We start from the raw sequence: 17,817 nt of genomic DNA on the forward strand, positions 1-17,817 counted from the left end.
AGGACCAGAGATTGCTTTGACAGTGGCGTAACTCCCGTTGTACCCCTTCCAAGGCACGAGACAAGCCATGATCAAAACGACCACTCACTCACTGATTGCACGCACTACCCCCGCCCTCAAGCCTGTGGCCCTGGCCAGCCTGTTGCTATGTCAAGGCTGGGCGATGGCGCAGACGGCCGCCACGCCCACTGCGCCCACTGAAACGGTGGAAGTCATCGGCACCTCGCCCCTGCCCGGCCAAGGCGTGCCGCGTGAGGCCTTGCCCTACACCACCCATGTGATCAAGCGCAAAGCGCTGGAGGAAGGGCAGGCCGACAACCTCAGCGACCACCTGGCCCGCCGCGTGCCCGGTGTGCTGGTCAATGACATCCAAGGCAGCCCCTTCCAAGGTGACCTGAGCTTCCGGGGCTATCGCGCCTCGGGTCTGCTGGGCGCGCCTCAGGGTTTGTCCGTGTACCTGGATGGCGTGCGTGTCAACGAACCTTTTGGCGATGTGGTGAATTGGGACTTGATCCCTGAGTTCTCGGTAGATGCCCTGAGTTTGGTGCCTGGCGCCAACCCAGCGTTTGGCCTCAATAGCCTGGGCGGTGCCATCGCCATGACCACCGCCACCGGCCGCACGGCGCCGGGATTGCGGGCCGATCTGTCGCTGGGCAGTTTTGGCCGCAAGCGCTTGGATGCCTCGCATGGCGCGATGCACGAAGGCGGCTGGAACCACTATGTGGCCGTGGGCGGCTTTGACGAGGCGGGTTGGCGCGACTATTCCAAGGGTGACTTGGCGCATGTGAACGCCAAGCTGGGCCACAGCGGCGCCTTGGGCCAGTTCAGCCTGGGCCTCTTGCACGGCCAAAGCACCTTGATCGGCAACGGCCTGGTGCCCTGGGTGACCTTGGATGAAGACGGCCAGGGCACGGCGGACTTGGGCGCCTTGCGCCGCAGTGCTGTCTACACCCACCCTGACCTGACCCGCAATCGCCTCAGCCAGTTGACGGGTTCTTGGAGCCGCAGCCTGGACGGCGGCATGAACCTGGAGACCCTGGTGTGGTGGCGCGATTCCCGCCGCGAGACGGTGAACGGTGACGAGGCTGAAGAGGTGGTCGAAGGCTCGGACGTGAATGCCTCGCTGAACGGTACCTTGACGACGCAGCGCGGCGGCGGCCTCTCGTTGGCACTTTCGGGCCGCAGCGGTGCCCACCAGTGGCAGTTTGGCGGCACGTTGGAGTCTGCTCGCGTGCGCTATGAGCAAACCGAGCAAGAGGGCGAGTTTGACGACAGCCGTGGCGTGGTGCCCGAGGATGAACCGGCCGAGTTGAGCGCCAAGGTCGTGGGCAGCACGCGCACACTGGGGCTCTATGCCACGGACACCTTCAAGCTCGGCACACACACCCACATCACCGGCACATTGCGCTTCAACCAGACCCGCGTCAGCAACCAACTCGACACGGTCGACGACGACTCGGGCGAGTTGGAAGTGAAGCCCACCGAGACCTTCACCTACCGTACCTGGAACCCCGCCTTAGGCCTGGCACACCGCTTGGACGCGGGGCCAACCCTGTTTGCCAATGTGGCCCGCAACACCCGGGTGCCCACGGTGATCGAGTTGGGCTGTGCCGACCCCGAAGAGCCCTGCCGTCTGCCCGCAGGCCTGCAAGCCGACCCCTACCTCAAGCCGGTGGTGTCCACCTCGCTGGAGGTGGGCGCGCGGTTTGGCGGCCTGCAGGCCAAGCCCGGCCAGGCCCGGGGCAGCCTCACGCTCTATCGCACCGACAACCGTGACGACATCCTCTTTTCCAGCGTCAGCGTCACCGGCCAGTTGGGCTACTTCCGCAACTTTGACCGCACCCGTCACCAGGGCCTGGATGCCGAACTTCAACAGCGCTGGGGCGCGTGGACGGTGGGCTTGGGCTACAGCTACCTGGAAGCCACCTACCAGGCCGACGGTGTGCTGCGCCAGGGCGAGCGCAATGTCACCATCACACCGGGCACGCGTTTGGCCGGTCTGCCCAAGCATCAGTTCAAGCTGGCCCTAGACGGCGAGCTGAGCCCAGGCTGGACGGTGGGGCTCGATGCGCAACTGCTCTCCAGCCGCGGGGTGGCCGGCAATGAAGACGGCTTGCTCGAAGACGGCGATGACGACCAAGTTCGGCTCAAGCTGCCGGGCTATGGCCTGTTGAACCTGCGCACCAGCTGGAAGCCTGCTGGCCTCAAGGGCGTGGAGCTGTTTGCCAATGTGCGCAACGTCTTCAACCGCCAAAGCCAGAGCTTTGGCGCCCTGGCCGAGACCCAGTTTGACGCCCAAGGCCGCTACACCGGTGCGGGCACCGAAGCCCTGTTCGTGGCCCCGGGTGCGCCACGGGCCATTCAGGTGGGGGTGCGCGTGCGCCTCTGACAAAAGGGGGGGTATTTGACGGCACAAAGCCCGGCTTTTCGATGCTTTGTGCTGAGCCCGCGATGGGGACACTGTCACTCAACTCTGCAACATTGGGCGCAGGGTTGGGACCTATAACCATCGTTGGATTCATCATGCAATACACCCCTCTGGTCGCCGTTCAGCATCGCATCGTCTTGGGCCAAGCACTGCCCTTTAATGTGCTGGATACCTCTCATGCCCTGATGCTGGCCAAGGGCCAGGTGGTGCAAACAGCGCATCAATTGGAACTGCTGTTCGAGCGCGGGGCCTTGGTGGACCTCAACGAGCTGCTGACCCCTGCTGAGCGCATTCGCAATTCACCGCGTGAGGCCCTGCCGGGCTTGTGGCGCTATTGCATGGACGATCTCAACAAAGCCTTGGGGCATTGCGCCGACGAACACTTCCCCGAAGCCTTGGAGCAGGCCAGTCAGCCGGTCTTGGCCCTGGTCGAGCGCGACCCCGACCTGGCTATCTTCCAGGTGCTGCGCCAAGAGGCCAACCCCTTGATGCAGTACGGCATGGACCACGCGCTGCACGCTGGCATCACCTGCGCCTTGGTGGCTCGCCGCCTGGGCTGGAGCGACACCGAGCAAGAGCGCGCCATGAAGGTGGCGCTGACCATGAACATCTCGATGTTTGAGCTGCAAGGCCAGCTGGCGGCGCAAACCACCCCCATCACAGCTGAGCAGCGTGCTGCTGTGCAAGCGCACCCCGAGTTCAGCGCCCGCATGCTGATGCTGGCCGGAGTGACCGACACCGATTGGATCAAGGCCGTGCTGTGGCACCACGAGGTGCAGGACGGCAGCGGCTACCCTCGTGGCCTGCGTGACACCAGCGACTTGGCCAACCTGGTGCGCCAAGCCGACATCTACACCACCAAGCTCAGTCGCCGTGCGAACCGGCAAGCAGTGGCGCCGGACGAGGCCGCCCGCATGGTCTTCATGCAGGATCCCAAGAACAACATGATCAACGCCATCGTCAAAGAGTTTGGCCTCTACCCACCCGGTGCCTTCGTGCGCCTGATGAGTGGCGAGACCGGCGTGGTGGTGCAGCGCGGCGTTAGCGTCAAATTCCCCATCGTGGCCTTGCTCACCGATGAGCGTGGCCAGCCGCTGCCCAGCCCGGTGCGCTGTGACACCTCAGAGCCGGGCTACGGTGTGTCAGCCATCTTGGGGGAAGACCCGGGTGTGGGCCGCGTCAGCTTGGCGCAACTGCTGGCGGTGTGATCTGCTGCTGAGCGCCCCTAGGCCTTCTTCAGCGCAAAGCTGATGCGGGTGCCGGCGCCTTGGCTGGAGCGCACCTGAGGCTGGCTGCCATGCAGCGCCAAGATGCGCTGAACAATGGCTAAGCCTAGGCCTGTTCGGGCACGACTGCGCCGCTCTTGGCCCTTGTGCGGCAAGGCGGTGGGCATGCCCCGCGTCCAAAACAGGTTGAAGATGCAGGGCAGGTCCTCGGCGGCAATGCCTTCGCCGCTGTCGGCCACTTCCACGGTCACTTGGTCGGTCTCGGCCGCAATGCGCAAGGCCACCCGCCCGCCCGGTGGGGTGTGGCCGATGGCGTTATCAATCAGGTTTTGCAGCACCCGCTCGATCATGCCGATGTCGGCATGCACCTGCAGTTCACGCCCGCGTTCATCCGCAGGGGGTGGTGCCATCTCCAGCGTGACACCACGGCTTTGGGCCAGCAATTGCAAGCTCTGCACCACATCACTGGCCAACTCCGCCACCCCAAAGGGCTCAGGCTGGGCTTGCGTGTAGCCCGACTCCAGCTTGGAGAGTTCAAACAAGTCATTCACGCGCCGCTCCAGGCGGTGGCAGTTCTGCATCAGCGTGTGCAGGTGCTGGCTGCGCTGCTCGGGGGTCAGCGTGGCCTGCTGCAGCATCAAGGTTTCGGCATAGCCTTGGATGCTGGCCAGGGGCGTGTGCAGGTCGTGGGAGATGCTGGCAATCAGCTCGCGGCGCTGGCGCTCGTTGTCCTCAATCTGGTTGAGCTGTCGCTGCACGCGGGCGCGCAAGGCCTGGGCCGCCAGGGTGGCTTCTTCGATCTCGTCGCGGGGCGCGCGGCTGGGCTGGCCCGCCTCCTGGCCGTCGGCCCGGAACTCACTGAGCAAGGCCGTCAAGCGGCTCAGCGGCCGGGTGATGCGCAACTGCGCCAGCAGCATCAGCACGGCAGCGGCCAGCAGTACTGCCGGCACAAAGCGCCAAGCCGCAGCCCGCAGTGGGTCGGCCACGGCGTCCATGGTCAGGAGGCTGGCGCGGGTGCCGCGCAGCACCACGTAGACATAGCCTCGCGTTTGTCCTTCCACCTCCAGCCGTGCGGCAGAAATCAAGTTGGGGGTGTGGGGGGCGACAGGGTCGGTGCCATAGACGGGCAGCTCAGGCAGCGGCGTGCGGGCTAGCGCATGCACGGGGCCCAAGTCCACTTGTTGAAGTTGCGGCCGTGGGTCATTCGGGCCGTCTTGGGTGTGGTCCAGGATCACGCCTTGCGGGTCCAGCAGATAGACCTCGAGCGCGGGGTTGATCAGGCGCGCATACATGGCCAGGCTGCGCACCAGCTCCGAGCGGACTCTGCCCTGCTCGTCGATCAGTGGTTTGGGTTGCTGGCTGTTGATGTATTGCGCCAAGGCCAGGCCTTGCCACTGCCAGAGTGCGTCTTGTTGGCGGCGCAGGTTCATGTCCAGCCAAAAGGCCAGGCTGCCGCCCAGGGCCAGCAACACCAGCAACATGCTGACCGACAGCCGCATGTGCAGGCGCCGCCACCAGGGCACCCTTTGGGTCATGCGACGACCTCAAAGCGATAGCCCACGCCCCACACGGTGTTGATCCAGGAGTCTTCGCCCAGCTTGTTGCGCAGGCGGTTGATGTGGGTGTTGACGGTGTGGTCATAGCCGTCATGGCCATAGCCCCAGACGGCGGACAGCAATTCGGCCCGGCTGAAGGCCCGGCCGGGTTGCTGGGCAAAGAACCACAGCAAATCAAACTCGCGGGGGGTCAGCGTCAACTCGCCCTCTTTGAGCCACACGCGACGCTGTAAACGGTTCATGCGCAGCGTGTTCAAGACCAGTTCAGTGTCTTCAGCCACGTCCGGGCTGGCTGCGGCCTGGGCCAGGCGGGCCGTGTTGGCGCTGCGCCGCCACAAGGCCCGAATGCGGGCTTGCAGCTCCAGCACCCCGAAGGGCTTGGTCAGGTAGTCGTCGGCACCCAGCTCCAGGCCGAGCACTCGGTCCAACTCGGTGGCGCGGGCGGTCAGCATCAGGATGGGCACGTTGTCACCCGCTTGGCGCAGTTCTCGGCAGACATCCAAGCCGCCCAAGCCGGGCAGGCGCAGGTCCAGCACGATGGCGTCCCAGTCGCCTTGCTGGGCGGCTTCCAAACCGCTCAGGCCATTGTCGGCGGTGGTGACTTCCGCCAACTCACCCAGGTGCAGCTTGAGCAGGGCGGCAATGTCAGGTTCATCTTCAACCACCAAGATGCGGCGGTTGGCCAGCGCAGTCTCGCTGCTGGCTGGGGCGGTCAGGGTGCTCATGGGGCGGCTCAAAGCGGCGGAAGCAGCCATTGGGCGGGAGGGAGGGCGTCGAATCATCACGAAATCTTCAGCAATTGCTCACAAAGGGGTAGTCGCTGTGAGTTCCCATTCCTGACAACTTTCGGTGCTCGAATCGCCATCAATTGCTGAGAAGACCGTGACGTATTTGTGATCTTTGCTTCCTAAAGTGGCCAGCTATGTGTCCCGCCTTTGTGGAGAACCCATGGCACCCACCGAGATGCGGGCGCCATTGATTGGGCGTCGCCACGCCCGTCCCGTCGATCTCATCGACATTTTCAACAGGAAGCCTCATGAAAAAGACCTTGATCCTGGCCACTCTGCTGGCTGCTGCGGCCCACACCCAAGCCGGTGTGTTGCCCAGCGAAACCGTGGTGGTGGCCAACCGGGGCGGTGCCAGCCTGAGCGTCATCAACGCCAAGAACGACCGAATCAAGCGCACCGTCAGCATTGCGGGCTCCGAGCCCATGTACGTGGTGTACGTACCCAAGACGGACCGCTTGTATGTGGGCGACCGCAAGCAAAACAAGGTGCATGTGCTGCACCCGGCCACCTTCAAGGTCCAGCGCTCCATCGCTGTGGGCAATGGCGTGTTCCACATGTGGGCTGACGGCAAGGGCAAGCACCTGTGGGTGGGCAATGATGTGGACAACACCGTTTCGGTGATCAGCTTGGCCGACAACTCGGTGCGCACGATTGCGGTGGGTGCCAAGCCCCACGATGTCGTCCTCACCAAAGACGGCAAGACCGCCTATGTGTCAGTGTTGATCGATGGCGCACCTGACAAGGTCTATGCCTACGACACCGCCACCCTCAGCAAGACGGGCGAAGCCGTGGTGGGTGAAGACCCGCACCTGTTCTTCATCGAGCAAGCGCAGCAGCTCTATGTGCCGTGCCAAACGGGTGGCATCTATGTGCTCAACCGCAACCTGAGTGCGGCCGGCAACACCATCACTTTGGCAGGCACGCATGGCATCTTTGGCAGCCGTGATGGCCGCTTTGCCTATGTCACCAATCTGCCTGGAAACCAACTTTACAGCGTGGATGCCTCCAGCGCTTCTTTGGTGGGCAGTGCGCTGAACACCACGGTAGTAACACCACATAACGTGGTGATCAACAAGCAAGACAATAAGCTGTTCGTCACCCACTCTGGCCCGGTGGCCGACAAGGTCACGGTCTACAGCGTTTCGCCCGAAGGCGCATTGGCACAGACCAAGGTTTTGACGGCCGGTGTGAACCCCTTCGGAATCGCTTACTACAAGCGTTAACTTGCCATGACCAGACCTCACACTCGACCGTGGTCAACGCCCTTCAGAAGAGCATGGGCGGTGGCCTGGGTGAGCGTGGGGCTGGTGGCCAGCGCCCAAGCCTGGGAGCTGGCCGGCACCAAAACCATCACCGCCCACACCAATGACCAACAGCGCTTGGTGCTGGGCACGGTCAACTTCCAAGCCCAGGCCGATGGCAGCACCCGCTTTGTGGTGGACATCGCCCATCAAGGCTTCAGGGATCACTTCCTCTCCATGAAGGAGTTCAAGTGCCTGGAAGGCCCGACTGAGTTGGCCTGCCACGTGCCCTACCCCTATGCCCAGCCCGGCACGGTGCAGGGCAACGACTTTGCCTGGCTAGAGCACCAACTGCTGTTCCTCTACAAGCTGCCCAAGGAATTTGGCGCCAAGCTCTGGAACGGCCTGTACTTCAAGCTAGAACGCGGCGAGCGTGGCCTGGTAGGCAAGCCCCAGGCCATCGACCTGAACCTGATCAGCGCCCCGCCACAGCGCCTGGATATGCCGCCTTACCGTCCCGCATTGCGTGATGACATCACCCCCGGAGCCCGCTGGATCAGCGGAATGACCATCGAATGATGAACGACCTTCAAGCCCTGGATGCCCTGTTTGCCGACCGGCAAGACACGTGGTGGGACGGCTTCTACACCCAACGAGCCAAGCCAGTGCCCTTCTTCGTCGATGCGCCCGATGAGAGCTTGGTCGAGTGGGTCCAAGCCAGCGATGTGGCGCCCGGCCTGGCCTTAGATCTGGGCTGTGGCAATGGCCGCAACGCGGTGTTCTTGGCGCGGGCGGGGTTCGCCGTCCAGGCGCTGGATTTCTCCGCCACGGCCATCGCCTGGGCGCAGCAAAACGTGGCCAAGGCTGGGGTGGCGGTACAACTGCACCAGGCTTCGGTGTTTGAGTGGCCGGGGCCAGCGCAGCCGGTCGATTGGGTGTGTGATTCGGGTTTGTTCCACCACCTGCCGCCGCACCGCCGCGCTGGCTATGTGGAGCGCGTGGCAGCTTGGCTCAAGCCCGGGGGCTACTTGGCGCTGACCTGCTTCACCCCCGAGGGCGGCAGCGGCCTGAGCGACGACGAAGTCTATGCCCGCCAGACCCTGGGCGGTGGCCTGGGCTATACCGAGGCCCAACTGCGCACCATCTGGGGCACGGCCTTTGAGGTGCTGACCCTGCGGCCCATGCAAGCCCATCCCAAAGGGGCGAAGGTGTTTGGGCTGCCGTTTCTGTGGGTGATGTTGGCGCGCAAGCCTGTTACTGCGCCTTGACGGTCGTTTCCTCCAAGGACGCTGGGGCGGAAGGCTCGACGCGCGGCGCCTGCACCACCGGATACAACCACTGCTCCAACCAGCCCGCGCCGGTGTGTGCGTGGGTCTCAGGCAGGCCGTAGGCGCTGGGGTAGCGCCGGGTGAAATAGGCGCTACCCAGCAAGACGTCCCAAATGAAGAGCAGGTTGCCGTAGTTGCCCGTGTGTCGGCCAATGCCATCGTCCTCGCCCAAGGCGTGGTGGGCGGCATGGGTGGCGGGCGTGGAGATCAGGCGCTCCAGCACCCAGGCCAGCGGATGCAGGGCAGGGCGACTGAACAGATATTCATCCCAGCGCACGGCCGAGTGCGCAGCCATGATGACGGTGAGCTTGAGGGTGGTGTAGCCCACGTAGACCCAGCCCATGCCCGCATACACCAAGACGCCCGACAGCCACAGCCCCGGCAGGGTCAGGTAGTAAAAGGCGTTGTTGCGAAAGGCGATCCTCACATTCACGTAGGGCGCCGAGTGGTGGGGCCGATGCAAGGGCCATAAAAAAGAGGTGTGGCAGAGGCGGTGCCAGAGGTACTGCACCAAGTCGTCGGCCAAAAAGAAACACAGCAGCATCAACCAAACCGGCCAGTCGGCCAAGGCATCGCGCCCTTCTGGCCAAACGGCATGGGCCAGGGCTTTGGACAGGGCCAAGACGGTCAAGGAGCCCACCAGCAGCGCCGCCCCACCGGCGATGTCCAGCTTGGCGTCATCGCGGTTGCCACGGGGGTCGGCAAAGCGCCCCAGTCGCATCTCCGCCAGCGCAAAGACAATGAACACGCTGGCCAAAGCCAGCACCTGCATGGTTTGCGGCGCCATCTGGACTCCTTCCTCACCTGTTGTGGATGAGACCCGAGTACTGCAAGGTCTGTCGTGGCCGAAACTCTAGCGGCATCACCGCCAAGCCTGGGGATTACCCGCATCGTAAGATGCTGCGATTGACAACTGCCCCAATGCTTGTATGCCCTCTCTGGCTGCCCCTTTCTGTTGTTCTTCTTCATGGGGCACTTCGTTCGCAGTCCGCGCGCCATGGCCTGCATCTAAAGCCCAGGCCAAGGTCTCCTCATGATGCAGCGCCTGGTGCTCTGGGCCATTGAGGTCTATCAACGCCACCTCTCCCCGCGCAAGGGCTTCTCGTGCGCCTATCGCTGCCACACGGGGCATGCCAGTTGCTCGCAATTGGGTTGGCGGGCGGTGCGGCGCTGGGGCGCTGTGGGCGGCCTGCAGGTGCTGCGTCAGCGCCTGTTCATGTGCGGCGTGGCCTATCGGCGCTATGGGCCACTACAACCCGCGCGGCGTGGTGTCTACCGAGGGCCACGGGCGGCCCAGCAGGGCGAGTGCGACATCGGCTGCGATGCCCCTTGTGACAGCCCAGGTGGTAAGGACTGTGGAGGCGGCGGCGGACGTAGTGGATGCGGTTTTGGCGACGCCCTCCGGTGTGCGGATTGCTTCTCGTGCGACCTGTGGGAGCGCCGCAAAGATCGTCCTTCATCACGCCGCAAGGGCAAGGGTTGGGGAGATGAAAAGTACGTCTACATTCCGCCCGCGTCGGGAAGGCGGAAGGACGAGAAGCGCTGAGTTGGGGGGGCGGGGCTGGCTGCTGCTGCTGGCGCTGCGGCTGGTGCAGTGTCTGGCGGCGTTGTCTCGGCGCCGCGTGATGGTGTGGGGCGCAACGGTGTTCCGAGGCGTGCTGAGGTCGGTACGTGCGCTGCCACAGGCCGTGGCCCGGGGCTCATGTCCCGGTGGTCGGCTGGCGCCGACTTCCCTGCGGTGCTCGCGTTGCGGCGTGCGCCGTCAAACTCCCTCCGCTCGCCTGCGGCTCGCTGTGGTCAAACAGTGACGGCGAGCATGTTCTTGAAGCGCGTGAGTACACGCGCCACGCCCCAACCCTGCGCGCCTCGGCACCTCAAAATCGCCCCAGGCCACGGCCTGCGCCAGCGCATTTCGGTGTTGGGGGCCTTTCTAGAGGGAGCGAGAATGGCAGTGGCGCATATAGCTCTGACTTCGTGTAATCGCGCCTTGCATACGGCCACCGCCAGCCGCCAGAATCCGAACCGAGGAGGGGGCTGCTTTCAGCAGCCTAGAGTTCCACATGCAACCTCAACCAACTCACCGCAAGTCCTTGGCGCTTCGAGGATATTGGAGTCAACCCTGCTTGGAATCGCCCAGCCAGACATTGGTGGCCAGCGGCAGTCTTGGCGCTCCAAAACACGGTTGCTCTCTACGACACCACACTAAATTGGGAGTGTTTGGAGAGCAGCAATGCGATACACAGAGGTAAAGCAGCTACTCCAGGAGCATGCGCTCCGCTCACCCACCACTGGCACGCATGATCTGCGTGGCAAGTACGAAGTCATCCACACGCTTCGCGTGGACGGCGAGGTCTCGCTCAGGTTGCTGCTTGCTGCCGAACATGACCCAAAGCGTGGTCGGGTGTGGCTGAAATGGGATTCATTCTTGTATTCGCCGAGGCTGGTGACCCACCCAAACGACAAAGCCTTCTCGGCCTCAGTTGCCTCAATGCCGAACCATGTTCAAGTTGAGGTCCTGGCACTTCGCGACCGGCTTGACGGCAACATCTCCATAAGCGATCTGACCCCCTGGATTGGCCTATCCGATCGATATCCACCAGTTGTCAGCGTCGAAGACTGGGGCGATGCAGAGTTCTTTGATTGGCTCGTCGCTGTGCTGTCTTTCGCTCAGGGCGTCGCCTCTTCGAGGTTACCTGTGCGAACTGCGGAGCGTCTGCTCGTGTGGGCTAAGTCGCCCCGGCCTAGTGAATTGCCGTTCGAACGGGAGTTTCGCCTCGGCCTTTGTTCAGCTTGGAGAGTCAGACGAACTAAGGTTGTTTCTCGGCCGTGACGTTCGGCTGGGTGTCTGTGCTCAGATTTCGGGTGTATCGAGCCACCTTGTTGGTTGAGAGAGCTTGGATCGCTCAGTTCGTGGGTCTGGCCTTAAGCAAACAAGCACTTCGAAGGTAGTCCGTTCATGCTGCACCACATCGAGATCTACGTCAGTGATCTGGAACGCTCCATTGAATTCTGGACGCCGTTCATGGCCCTGCTCGGCTACAAGCCGGATCGGTGGGCGCAAGGCATGAACTACGTCAAAGACAGGGAGTCTTACTTTTGTTTTTTGCAAGCAGCGCCGGAGCACCTGTCCGCCGGCTACCACCGCAAGCGCGTCGGACTCAATCACCTGGCCTTCAAGGGCCAATCCCGAGGGCAGGTTGATGCGATCGCGGCTTGGGTTCGTTCATCTGGATACGCGATGCTGTACGACGACAGATACCCCTTTGCTGGTGGCCCAGGCTATTACGCGCTTTTCTGCGAAGACCCAGATCGAATCAAGGTTGAGGTCGCTGCCCCGAGTGAGGCCTAAGGCAAATGAGGCCGAACTGGAAGACCCCCACCTCAGCCCGTGCCACCCCACCAACCGCCCGGGCGCGGGGCAGGCCCTGGGGCGATTTGAGAGGTGCTGAGAAGCGCAGTGATGGGCTGGGGCGCGCGCAGCGCGCATCAATGTCTAGCTTGCCCCGCTTGTTTGAGTGCAGTGAGCGCGAGCGAACGCAGCGAGTTGTGCGGCACCCGGCCCAGCACGAGCATCGCAAGGGAGTCGGCGCAGCCGACCGCCTCTCCATGAGCCCTGGGGCCTGCCCCGCGCCAGGGCCGGCAGGCCGCAACATTCTTTTCGGCCACTTCTATCCCCACCTCACCACCTCATGCTCCCCCATCAACAGTGGCCGCATCAAGATGCGGTAGCTGTCCATGTCAAAGGCGGGTGAGGGCAAGGCCTTGGGGGCGCGTCGCTTGGGCGGGCCTTCGACGGTGCCCAGGTAACACCATTGGTCCAGCACATGGGTTTGCACCCAATCGCCGTCGCGCTCTACCAGGCCCACGGCGCCGTCAAAGGGCCAGTGGCGCACTTCCCATTCGAGCAGGGCGGTCAGCAGGCGTTGGTGGTGGGCTTCGGGGCTTTCTTGGCCGATGCAGGCACCTTGGCAGCGGCCCAGTTGCCGGGCAAAGCAGCCACGCCCCAGGTCTTGTTCCAGCCCCAGGCGCACTTGGCACAGGCCCAGCTCCTCAGCCCGGCTGCGCAAGGCCTGTTTGGCGGCGTGGGCAGAGGCAAACAAGCCAAACAAGCCAGGTGTCGCGGCAAAGTTGAACTGCCGGGAATTGACGAGGGCCGGGGCTTGCCGTGGGCTGGGCAGGTGCCAGGCGCAGAGCTGCTTGCTGCGGCGCAGGCGGATGTTGAATAGCGGCTGCTGGGTCTTGATGAGCTGAGATTCCAACAGCAGCGCGCCCACCTCACCGGCAGTGCGCTGCCAGCTCACGCGGCGGGTTTGGGCCATCATGTGGGCCTCTTCAGGCGCACGCAGGTGCTGCTGCACACGGGCGCGCAGGTTGATGCTCTTGCCGATGTACAGCGGCAAGCGCCCTTCGCCATGGAAAAAATACACGCCGGGTGCGGTGGGGATAGGGCTCAAGTCCTCCAGCGGGGTGGAGGGCAGGGCAGGCGCGGCAGGTGAAGAAACAGTGGCTTGGGGCATGGCCATGGCTGCCATTGTGCAGCGGCCCACCTGGGCCTCTACACTGGCTGCCATGAGCATTGAAGAACACGACGACCACACCCCGGACACCGCCGCCACCATTTTTGAGCCCGGCCTCTGGCGCGACAGAGGCTGGACAGCCAAAGTGCTGAAGAACGAAGACGGCGATGGCTGGGCCGTGGCCATGACCTTGGATGGCGAGGCCGAGCCCGCCCTGGTCGGCCCCTGGACCATGGGCCGCAACAAAAAAGATCCCAAGCCCCTGGATGTCAACGCCTTCAACACCTTGGTCAAGACAGCGTCTGAGGTGATCCGCCGCCACGAGCAGCAACTGCAAGCGCAGTTGCACAAGCAGATCACGGTGACGTGCACCCAAGGGCGCGTCACGGTGAGCCTGGACATCGAGCCCGATGAAGAGCAGCCCTGCGCCCGCTTGAGTGCGCACGACGAGGGCGGCGACCTGCTGGCCGACTGCGCCGCGCCGCTGAGCTTCAAGCTCGACCGCGCCAGTGCCACGGCCTGGGCGGATGGCGGTTTTCAGCGGCCAGAGGGTGTGGAGCGCTGAAGCTGCGCACAGCCAGCGCTTAGGAAACGGCGCGCTCAGCCGAAGACCCTCTGAGGTCTGGGTTCCTTGGGGCGCGCGTGGCAGCGCCAAAACGGGCGAAGACCGCTAGTTTCTGGGCACTAAGTCACTATGCAAACCGCTCCACAGCGCCGTTTCTCTCTGCACCTTTATCTCACCACGCTGTTTGTGGCCCTGCTGGCTTTGGTGGGTGGCACGCTGGCCTGGCTGGCGACCAGCCGCAGTGCCAGCATCATCGAAGCGGCAGCCCAGGATGTGAGCGTGCGCGTGGTGCGCGAGGCCCGCAGCGAATGGCAGCAGTTGCTGACGCCGGCTGAGTCCGCCGTGGCCATGATGGCCGAGCAGCCCTTGGTGCGCGCGGGCTCGCTGGAAGACCGCCTGCAACACCTGCGCTTGGCGGTGCAGACCTTGGCGTCGGCGCCGGCAGCGGCTTCGCTCTATGTGGCCTATGCCAATGGCGACTTCTTGCTGGTGCGCAATGTGCGCTCGGCCGAAGAAGCGGCCGTCCTCAAGGCCCCTGCGGGCACCCGCTATGCCGTGCAAAGCATCGAGCGTGATGCCGAGCGTGATGTGGGCACCTTTGTGTTCTTGGACGCCCAACAGCAAGAGATCCAACGCGAGATTCGCCCCGACTACACCCGCTACGACGCCCGCGAGCGCGACTGGTACACCCGCGCCGTGGCACAGGCGGGCGTGGTGCGCACCGAGCCCTATGTGTTCTTCACCAACCGCAAGCAGGGCCTGACCCTGGCCCAGCGCACCGCCGTGCAGGGCGTGGTGGTGGGCATAGACATCGAGTTGGACACGCTGTCTGAGGTGCTGCGCCGCCAAAAGCTCACGCCCAATACGCAGATGGTGCTGATGGACAGCCAGCGCCGGGTACTGGCCAGTGCCAGTTCAAGCACACTGCCGCTGCCTGTGGACGCCCAGGGCAAGCCGCGCTTGGCTACCTTGGCAGATCTGCCCTTGCCCGCACTCTCCAGCCTGGCGGCGGCGCCCCTGCCAAGCGTCAGCCAGCCGCAGTCGGTGCAGACGGACACCGGCCGCTGGCAAGTCGTGGTGATGCCGCTGCAAGAGCAGGCGGCCCAGGCGGTGATGCTGGCCTTGGCCGTGCCCGAAGACGAATTGCTGGCCGGCGCCCGCGCCCTGCGCAATGAGCTGCTGCTGGCCATCCTCGCCACCTTGGCCGTCGCTTTGCCCGCAGGCTGGTGGATGGCGCGCCAAATCTCGCGCCCGGTGCACCAACTGGCTCGCCATGCCCGCGCGGTGGAGCGCTTTGACGTGAGCACGCCAGTGGACGTGCATTCCATGGTCAAGGAAGTGGACGACTTGGCTCGCGCCATGCAGGGCATGAAGCGCACCATCCGCCGTTTCTTGGACATCAGCGCGGCCGTGGCCTCGGAAGAAAATTTTGACCGGCTGATGCCCCGCCTTCTCAACGAGATGATTGACGCGGGCGAGGCCGCTGGCGGCCTGCTTTTCTTGGCTGATGGCCAAGGTCGCACGCTAGAGCTGGTGGTGGCCGCCCACCTGGCCGAGACCCAAACCGTGGCCGAGCCCAGAGCCCTGGCGCCCGAGGCTTGGCCGCAAGTGCTGCGTCTGGCGGTGGCCAGCCCTGAAGCCGGCGCCCTGGCCGGGCGGGTGACGGCCGACGAGCTGCAGCGCGTGCTGGGCACTTTGCTGCCCCAGCGGCGCGGCGAGGCCGACCACGACGCCGTGGCCGTGCCGCTGTTCAACCGCCAGCACCAGTTGGTGGGCGCTTTGCTGCTGCTGGATGTGCGCCGCAGCGACCAAGCCATGCTGAGCTTTGTGAGCGCGCTGTCAGGCACGGCGGCGGTGTCACTGGAAACGCGAGAACTGATCCGGGCGCAAAAGGAGTTGTTCGAGTCCTTCATCCGCATGATCGCCTCGGCCATCGACGCCAAGAGCCCCTACACCGGCGGCCACTGCGCCCGCGTGCCCGAGCTGACCAAGATGCTGGCCCGTGCCGCCTGCGAGGCCCAAGATGGCGCCTTTGCCGACTTCCAGCTCAAGCCCCAAGACTGGGAGGCCGTGCATGTAGGCGCCTGGCTGCACGACTGCGGCAAGATGACCACGCCCGAGTTTGTGGTGGACAAAGCCACCAAGCTCGAAACCCTGTACGACCGCATCCATGAGATTCGCATGCGCTTTGAAGTGCTCAAGCGCGATGCCGAGATCCGCATGTGGAAGTCGGTGGTGGCCGGAGAGGTCAGCAGCACGGCCCATGCGCGCCTGATGCACGAGCTGGCCGAGCTGGATCATGAATTCCGTTATGTGGCCATGTGCAATGAAGGCGACGAGTTCGTCTCGCCTGAGCGCGCCGCCCGCCTGCGCGAGATCGGCAGCCGCACATGGATGCGCACGCTGGACGACCGCCTCGGCATCTCCCGTGAAGAACGCCAGCGCAAGGCCACGGCCCAGCCCGCACCCACCTTGCCCGTGGCCGAGCCCCTGCTGGCCGATAAGCCCGAGCATTTGATCCCGCATGACACGCCGCCCGTCACAGCCCCTGGCAACCGCTGGGGCTTCAACATGACCGCGCCCGAGTGGCAATACAACCGAGGTGAGCTGGCCAACCTCAGCGTGCCGCGCGGCACGCTCACGCCGGAAGAGCGCTTCAAAATCAACGACCACATCGCGCAGACCATCGTGATGCTCTCGCAACTGCCCTTCCCCAAGCACTTGCAACAAGTGCCCGAGATGGCCGGCAGCCACCACGAGAAGATGGACGGCAAGGGCTACCCGCGCGGCCTGAAAGGCCCCGAGATGAGCCCCGTGGCCCGGATGATGGCGCTGGCCGATGTCTTCGAAGCCCTGACCGCCGTGGACCGCCCTTACAAAGAGGGCAAAAAGTTGTCCGAGGCCATCCGCATCCTCTCCTTCATGAAGCGCGACGGCCACATCGACCCCGACGTCTTCGAGCTCTTCCTGCGCTCTGGCGTCTACCGCCTCTACGCCGCCCAGTTCATGAAGCCTGAGCTGATTGACGCAGTGGATGTGGACAGCTACTTGGTGAAGAGCAACACGGACTTTGCCGAGATGAGCTGAGGGTGACGGGCCGTCATTGAGACTGGCAAGCCAAGCCGCGTCACGTGTGCTTGGAAGTGTCCTTGACCCGAAGTTTGAACCCATCGGCACCAGCGATGCCTATGGATGCGCTACCCTTGGTGCCTTGCCCTGCGCGTCATCGCCGAAGCCCCCTATATGCACATCCGACCAGCCGACCCTGGCGACTGCCAAGGCCTTCTTGATCTGCGCAACCACTACATCGCGTCTTCGTTCGCTGTTTTCGACGAGGAGCCGCTTGCGGCGCAGGACATAGCTCGGTGGATGTCAACGTTTTCGCTGGCTGGACCGCATCTTCTGTTCGTCGCGCTCGACGGAGAGCATCTGATGGGGTTTGCAAGCAGTCAGCGCTACCGGGATCACCGGGCCTTCCGCAAGACTGTTGAAACCAGCATCTACATCGCTCCAGGGTATGCAAGCAAAGGTGTGGGTACTGCGCTTTACGCCAGGCTGTTTTCAGCACTCGCCGATGAGGACTTGCACCGCGCTGTGGTTGGTATTGCCCTCCCGAACGAAGCTTCAGTCAGGCTGCATCTCAGGTTTGGGTTCACAGAGGTTGGCGTATTCAACGAATGTGCAGTGAAGGCCGGTCAGTACATCAGTTCTGTATGGCTACAGCGGCAACTTGGGAGTGATCGCTGTTGAGATGATCTGAGCGCATGAAGATCACTTCAACAGCCTGTCCGCCTTGGGGTTTACAGACTTTTATCTCATGCCGATAATTATCATCTGCAGATAAAATTGGAGAAGCAGATGACGTCTGACGCTGTTTTTCACCGCCACCAGTACGCAGCGGACATGGCGCATCAGTTGCTCAAGCCCAGTGCGCTGCAAGTTCAGGTGCGCTCTGGCGTGTTTCTGTCGGGCATCCGTCGCCTCGGCAAAACCACCTTTTTACGGCAAGACCTGATTCCGGCGCTGGAGTCCATGGGCGCTTTGGTGATTTATGTGGACCTCTGGGCGGATCGCAGCAAGAGCCCGGCCTCGCTGGTGCATGAAGCGGTCAGGAGCACGCTGTCGGATCTATCGGCGCCCGGTACCCGGCTGCTGGAGCGTTTCAAGG

The 17,817-nt window shown here is 63.7% G+C and carries 15 protein-coding genes and 1 pseudogene; 12 read left to right on the forward strand and 4 right to left on the reverse strand.

The window, feature by feature from the left end; all coding sequences use genetic code 11:
• Window positions 1-67: 67 nt before the first annotated feature.
• Together ACIQ3Q_RS16005 and ACIQ3Q_RS16010 are read left to right on the forward strand one after the other, a co-directional pair.
• Complete coding sequence (locus tag ACIQ3Q_RS16005) at window positions 68-2,389, forward strand: TonB-dependent receptor (RefSeq protein ID WP_396270172.1); 2,322 nt, start codon at window positions 68-70, stop codon at window positions 2,387-2,389.
• Between the two features lie 134 nt (window positions 2,390-2,523).
• The gene (locus ACIQ3Q_RS16010; RefSeq protein ID WP_396270174.1) at window positions 2,524-3,636 is read left to right on the forward strand and encodes an HD-GYP domain-containing protein; all 1,113 of its coding nucleotides are present in this window, start codon (window positions 2,524-2,526) and stop codon (window positions 3,634-3,636) included.
• A 17-nt stretch (window positions 3,637-3,653) separates the two neighbouring features.
• Here the strand turns inward: ACIQ3Q_RS16010 and ACIQ3Q_RS16015 are convergent, their stop codons facing one another.
• Window positions 3,654-5,189, reverse strand: coding sequence for a sensor histidine kinase (locus ACIQ3Q_RS16015; RefSeq protein ID WP_396270175.1), 1,536 nt, complete (start codon window positions 5,187-5,189; stop codon window positions 3,654-3,656).
• The gene (locus ACIQ3Q_RS16020; RefSeq protein ID WP_396270176.1) at window positions 5,186-5,935 is read right to left on the reverse strand and encodes a response regulator transcription factor; all 750 of its coding nucleotides are present in this window, start codon (window positions 5,933-5,935) and stop codon (window positions 5,186-5,188) included. The genes ACIQ3Q_RS16015 and ACIQ3Q_RS16020 overlap by 4 nt, the downstream gene beginning before the upstream one ends.
• Window positions 5,936-6,246: 311 nt before the next feature.
• Here ACIQ3Q_RS16020 and ACIQ3Q_RS16025 point away from each other — a divergent pair, with 311 nt between their 5' ends.
• Genes ACIQ3Q_RS16025 through ACIQ3Q_RS16035 form a run of 3 tightly spaced genes read left to right on the forward strand, consistent with a single transcriptional unit; the run spans window position 6,247 to window position 8,507 of the window.
• Entirely contained in the window at window positions 6,247-7,221 is a 975-nt protein-coding gene (locus tag ACIQ3Q_RS16025) for a YncE family protein (protein ID WP_396270177.1), read from the forward strand.
• 6 nt (window positions 7,222-7,227) lie between these two features.
• Window positions 7,228-7,818 (forward strand): hypothetical protein, encoded by a 591-nt coding sequence (locus ACIQ3Q_RS16030; RefSeq protein WP_396270178.1) that lies wholly within the window; start codon window positions 7,228-7,230, stop codon window positions 7,816-7,818.
• Window positions 7,818-8,507: a class I SAM-dependent methyltransferase gene (locus ACIQ3Q_RS16035; RefSeq protein WP_396270179.1), complete on the forward strand. Its 690-nt coding sequence runs from the start codon at window positions 7,818-7,820 to the stop codon at window positions 8,505-8,507. Before ACIQ3Q_RS16030 ends, ACIQ3Q_RS16035 begins: the two co-directional genes overlap by 1 nt.
• Here ACIQ3Q_RS16035 and ACIQ3Q_RS16040 read toward each other — a convergent pair.
• The gene (locus ACIQ3Q_RS16040; RefSeq protein ID WP_396270180.1) at window positions 8,494-9,354 is read right to left on the reverse strand and encodes a sterol desaturase family protein; all 861 of its coding nucleotides are present in this window, start codon (window positions 9,352-9,354) and stop codon (window positions 8,494-8,496) included. The two genes, ACIQ3Q_RS16035 and ACIQ3Q_RS16040, sit on opposite strands and share 14 nt — an antisense overlap.
• Before the next feature lie 246 nt (window positions 9,355-9,600).
• Here ACIQ3Q_RS16040 and yidD point away from each other — a divergent pair, with 246 nt between their 5' ends.
• The 3 genes from yidD (at window position 9,601) to ACIQ3Q_RS16055 (ending at window position 11,916) form a co-directional block, all read left to right on the forward strand.
• On the forward strand, window positions 9,601-10,113 hold the full coding sequence (gene yidD / locus ACIQ3Q_RS16045) for a membrane protein insertion efficiency factor YidD (RefSeq protein ID WP_396270181.1): 513 nt from the start codon (window positions 9,601-9,603) through the stop codon (window positions 10,111-10,113).
• 684 nt (window positions 10,114-10,797) lie between these two features.
• Window positions 10,798-11,397, forward strand: coding sequence for a hypothetical protein (locus ACIQ3Q_RS16050; protein ID WP_396270182.1), 600 nt, complete (start codon window positions 10,798-10,800; stop codon window positions 11,395-11,397).
• A gap of 126 nt (window positions 11,398-11,523) precedes the next feature.
• Window positions 11,524-11,916 carry a VOC family protein gene (locus ACIQ3Q_RS16055; protein WP_396270183.1) on the forward strand — a complete coding sequence of 131 codons (393 nt, stop codon included), beginning with the start codon at window positions 11,524-11,526 and terminating at the stop codon, window positions 11,914-11,916.
• Between the two features lie 319 nt (window positions 11,917-12,235).
• Here the strand turns inward: ACIQ3Q_RS16055 and ACIQ3Q_RS16060 are convergent, their stop codons facing one another.
• Window positions 12,236-13,090 carry an endonuclease gene (locus ACIQ3Q_RS16060; protein ID WP_396270185.1) on the reverse strand — a complete coding sequence of 285 codons (855 nt, stop codon included), beginning with the start codon at window positions 13,088-13,090 and terminating at the stop codon, window positions 12,236-12,238.
• 46 nt (window positions 13,091-13,136) lie between these two features.
• Here ACIQ3Q_RS16060 and ACIQ3Q_RS16065 point away from each other — a divergent pair, with 46 nt between their 5' ends.
• From ACIQ3Q_RS16065 to ACIQ3Q_RS16080, 4 genes and pseudogenes are all read left to right on the forward strand, one after another.
• On the forward strand, window positions 13,137-13,649 hold the full coding sequence (locus ACIQ3Q_RS16065) for a hypothetical protein (protein WP_396270186.1): 513 nt from the start codon (window positions 13,137-13,139) through the stop codon (window positions 13,647-13,649).
• A 129-nt stretch (window positions 13,650-13,778) separates the two neighbouring features.
• A complete protein-coding gene (locus ACIQ3Q_RS16070) occupies window positions 13,779-16,736 on the forward strand; it encodes an HD domain-containing phosphohydrolase (RefSeq protein ID WP_396270187.1) in 2,958 nt (985 codons plus the stop codon).
• 105 nt (window positions 16,737-16,841) lie between these two features.
• The gene (locus ACIQ3Q_RS16075; RefSeq protein ID WP_396270188.1) at window positions 16,842-17,399 is read left to right on the forward strand and encodes a GNAT family N-acetyltransferase; all 558 of its coding nucleotides are present in this window, start codon (window positions 16,842-16,844) and stop codon (window positions 17,397-17,399) included.
• Window positions 17,400-17,507: 108 nt separating this feature from the next.
• Window positions 17,508-17,817: pseudogene (locus ACIQ3Q_RS16080) on the forward strand (ATP-binding protein); the annotation flags it as partial.

The sequence above is a fragment of the Ideonella sp. genome, assembly GCF_044358605.1.
GTDB lineage: Bacteria > Pseudomonadota > Gammaproteobacteria > Burkholderiales > Burkholderiaceae_C > Ideonella.

Excerpts from the sequence above, each read along its gene's own strand:
- ACIQ3Q_RS16005 (WP_396270172.1), top strand. The coding sequence starts at position 68 with ATGATCAAAACGACCACTCACTCACTGATTGCACGCACTACCCCCGCC.
- ACIQ3Q_RS16010 (WP_396270174.1), top strand. The coding sequence starts at position 2,524 with ATGCAATACACCCCTCTGGTCGCCGTTCAGCATCGCATCGTCTTGGGC.
- ACIQ3Q_RS16015 (WP_396270175.1), bottom strand. The coding sequence starts at position 5,189 with ATGACCCAAAGGGTGCCCTGGTGGCGGCGCCTGCACATGCGGCTGTCG.
- ACIQ3Q_RS16020 (WP_396270176.1), bottom strand. The coding sequence starts at position 5,935 with ATGAGCACCCTGACCGCCCCAGCCAGCAGCGAGACTGCGCTGGCCAAC.
- ACIQ3Q_RS16025 (WP_396270177.1), top strand. The coding sequence starts at position 6,247 with ATGAAAAAGACCTTGATCCTGGCCACTCTGCTGGCTGCTGCGGCCCAC.
- ACIQ3Q_RS16030 (WP_396270178.1), top strand. The coding sequence starts at position 7,228 with ATGACCAGACCTCACACTCGACCGTGGTCAACGCCCTTCAGAAGAGCA.
- ACIQ3Q_RS16035 (WP_396270179.1), top strand. The coding sequence starts at position 7,818 with ATGAACGACCTTCAAGCCCTGGATGCCCTGTTTGCCGACCGGCAAGAC.
- ACIQ3Q_RS16040 (WP_396270180.1), bottom strand. The coding sequence starts at position 9,354 with ATGGCGCCGCAAACCATGCAGGTGCTGGCTTTGGCCAGCGTGTTCATT.
- yidD (WP_396270181.1), top strand. The coding sequence starts at position 9,601 with ATGATGCAGCGCCTGGTGCTCTGGGCCATTGAGGTCTATCAACGCCAC.
- ACIQ3Q_RS16050 (WP_396270182.1), top strand. The coding sequence starts at position 10,798 with ATGCGATACACAGAGGTAAAGCAGCTACTCCAGGAGCATGCGCTCCGC.
- ACIQ3Q_RS16055 (WP_396270183.1), top strand. The coding sequence starts at position 11,524 with ATGCTGCACCACATCGAGATCTACGTCAGTGATCTGGAACGCTCCATT.
- ACIQ3Q_RS16060 (WP_396270185.1), bottom strand. The coding sequence starts at position 13,090 with ATGGCCATGCCCCAAGCCACTGTTTCTTCACCTGCCGCGCCTGCCCTG.
- ACIQ3Q_RS16065 (WP_396270186.1), top strand. The coding sequence starts at position 13,137 with ATGAGCATTGAAGAACACGACGACCACACCCCGGACACCGCCGCCACC.
- ACIQ3Q_RS16070 (WP_396270187.1), top strand. The coding sequence starts at position 13,779 with ATGCAAACCGCTCCACAGCGCCGTTTCTCTCTGCACCTTTATCTCACC.
- ACIQ3Q_RS16075 (WP_396270188.1), top strand. The coding sequence starts at position 16,842 with ATGCGCTACCCTTGGTGCCTTGCCCTGCGCGTCATCGCCGAAGCCCCC.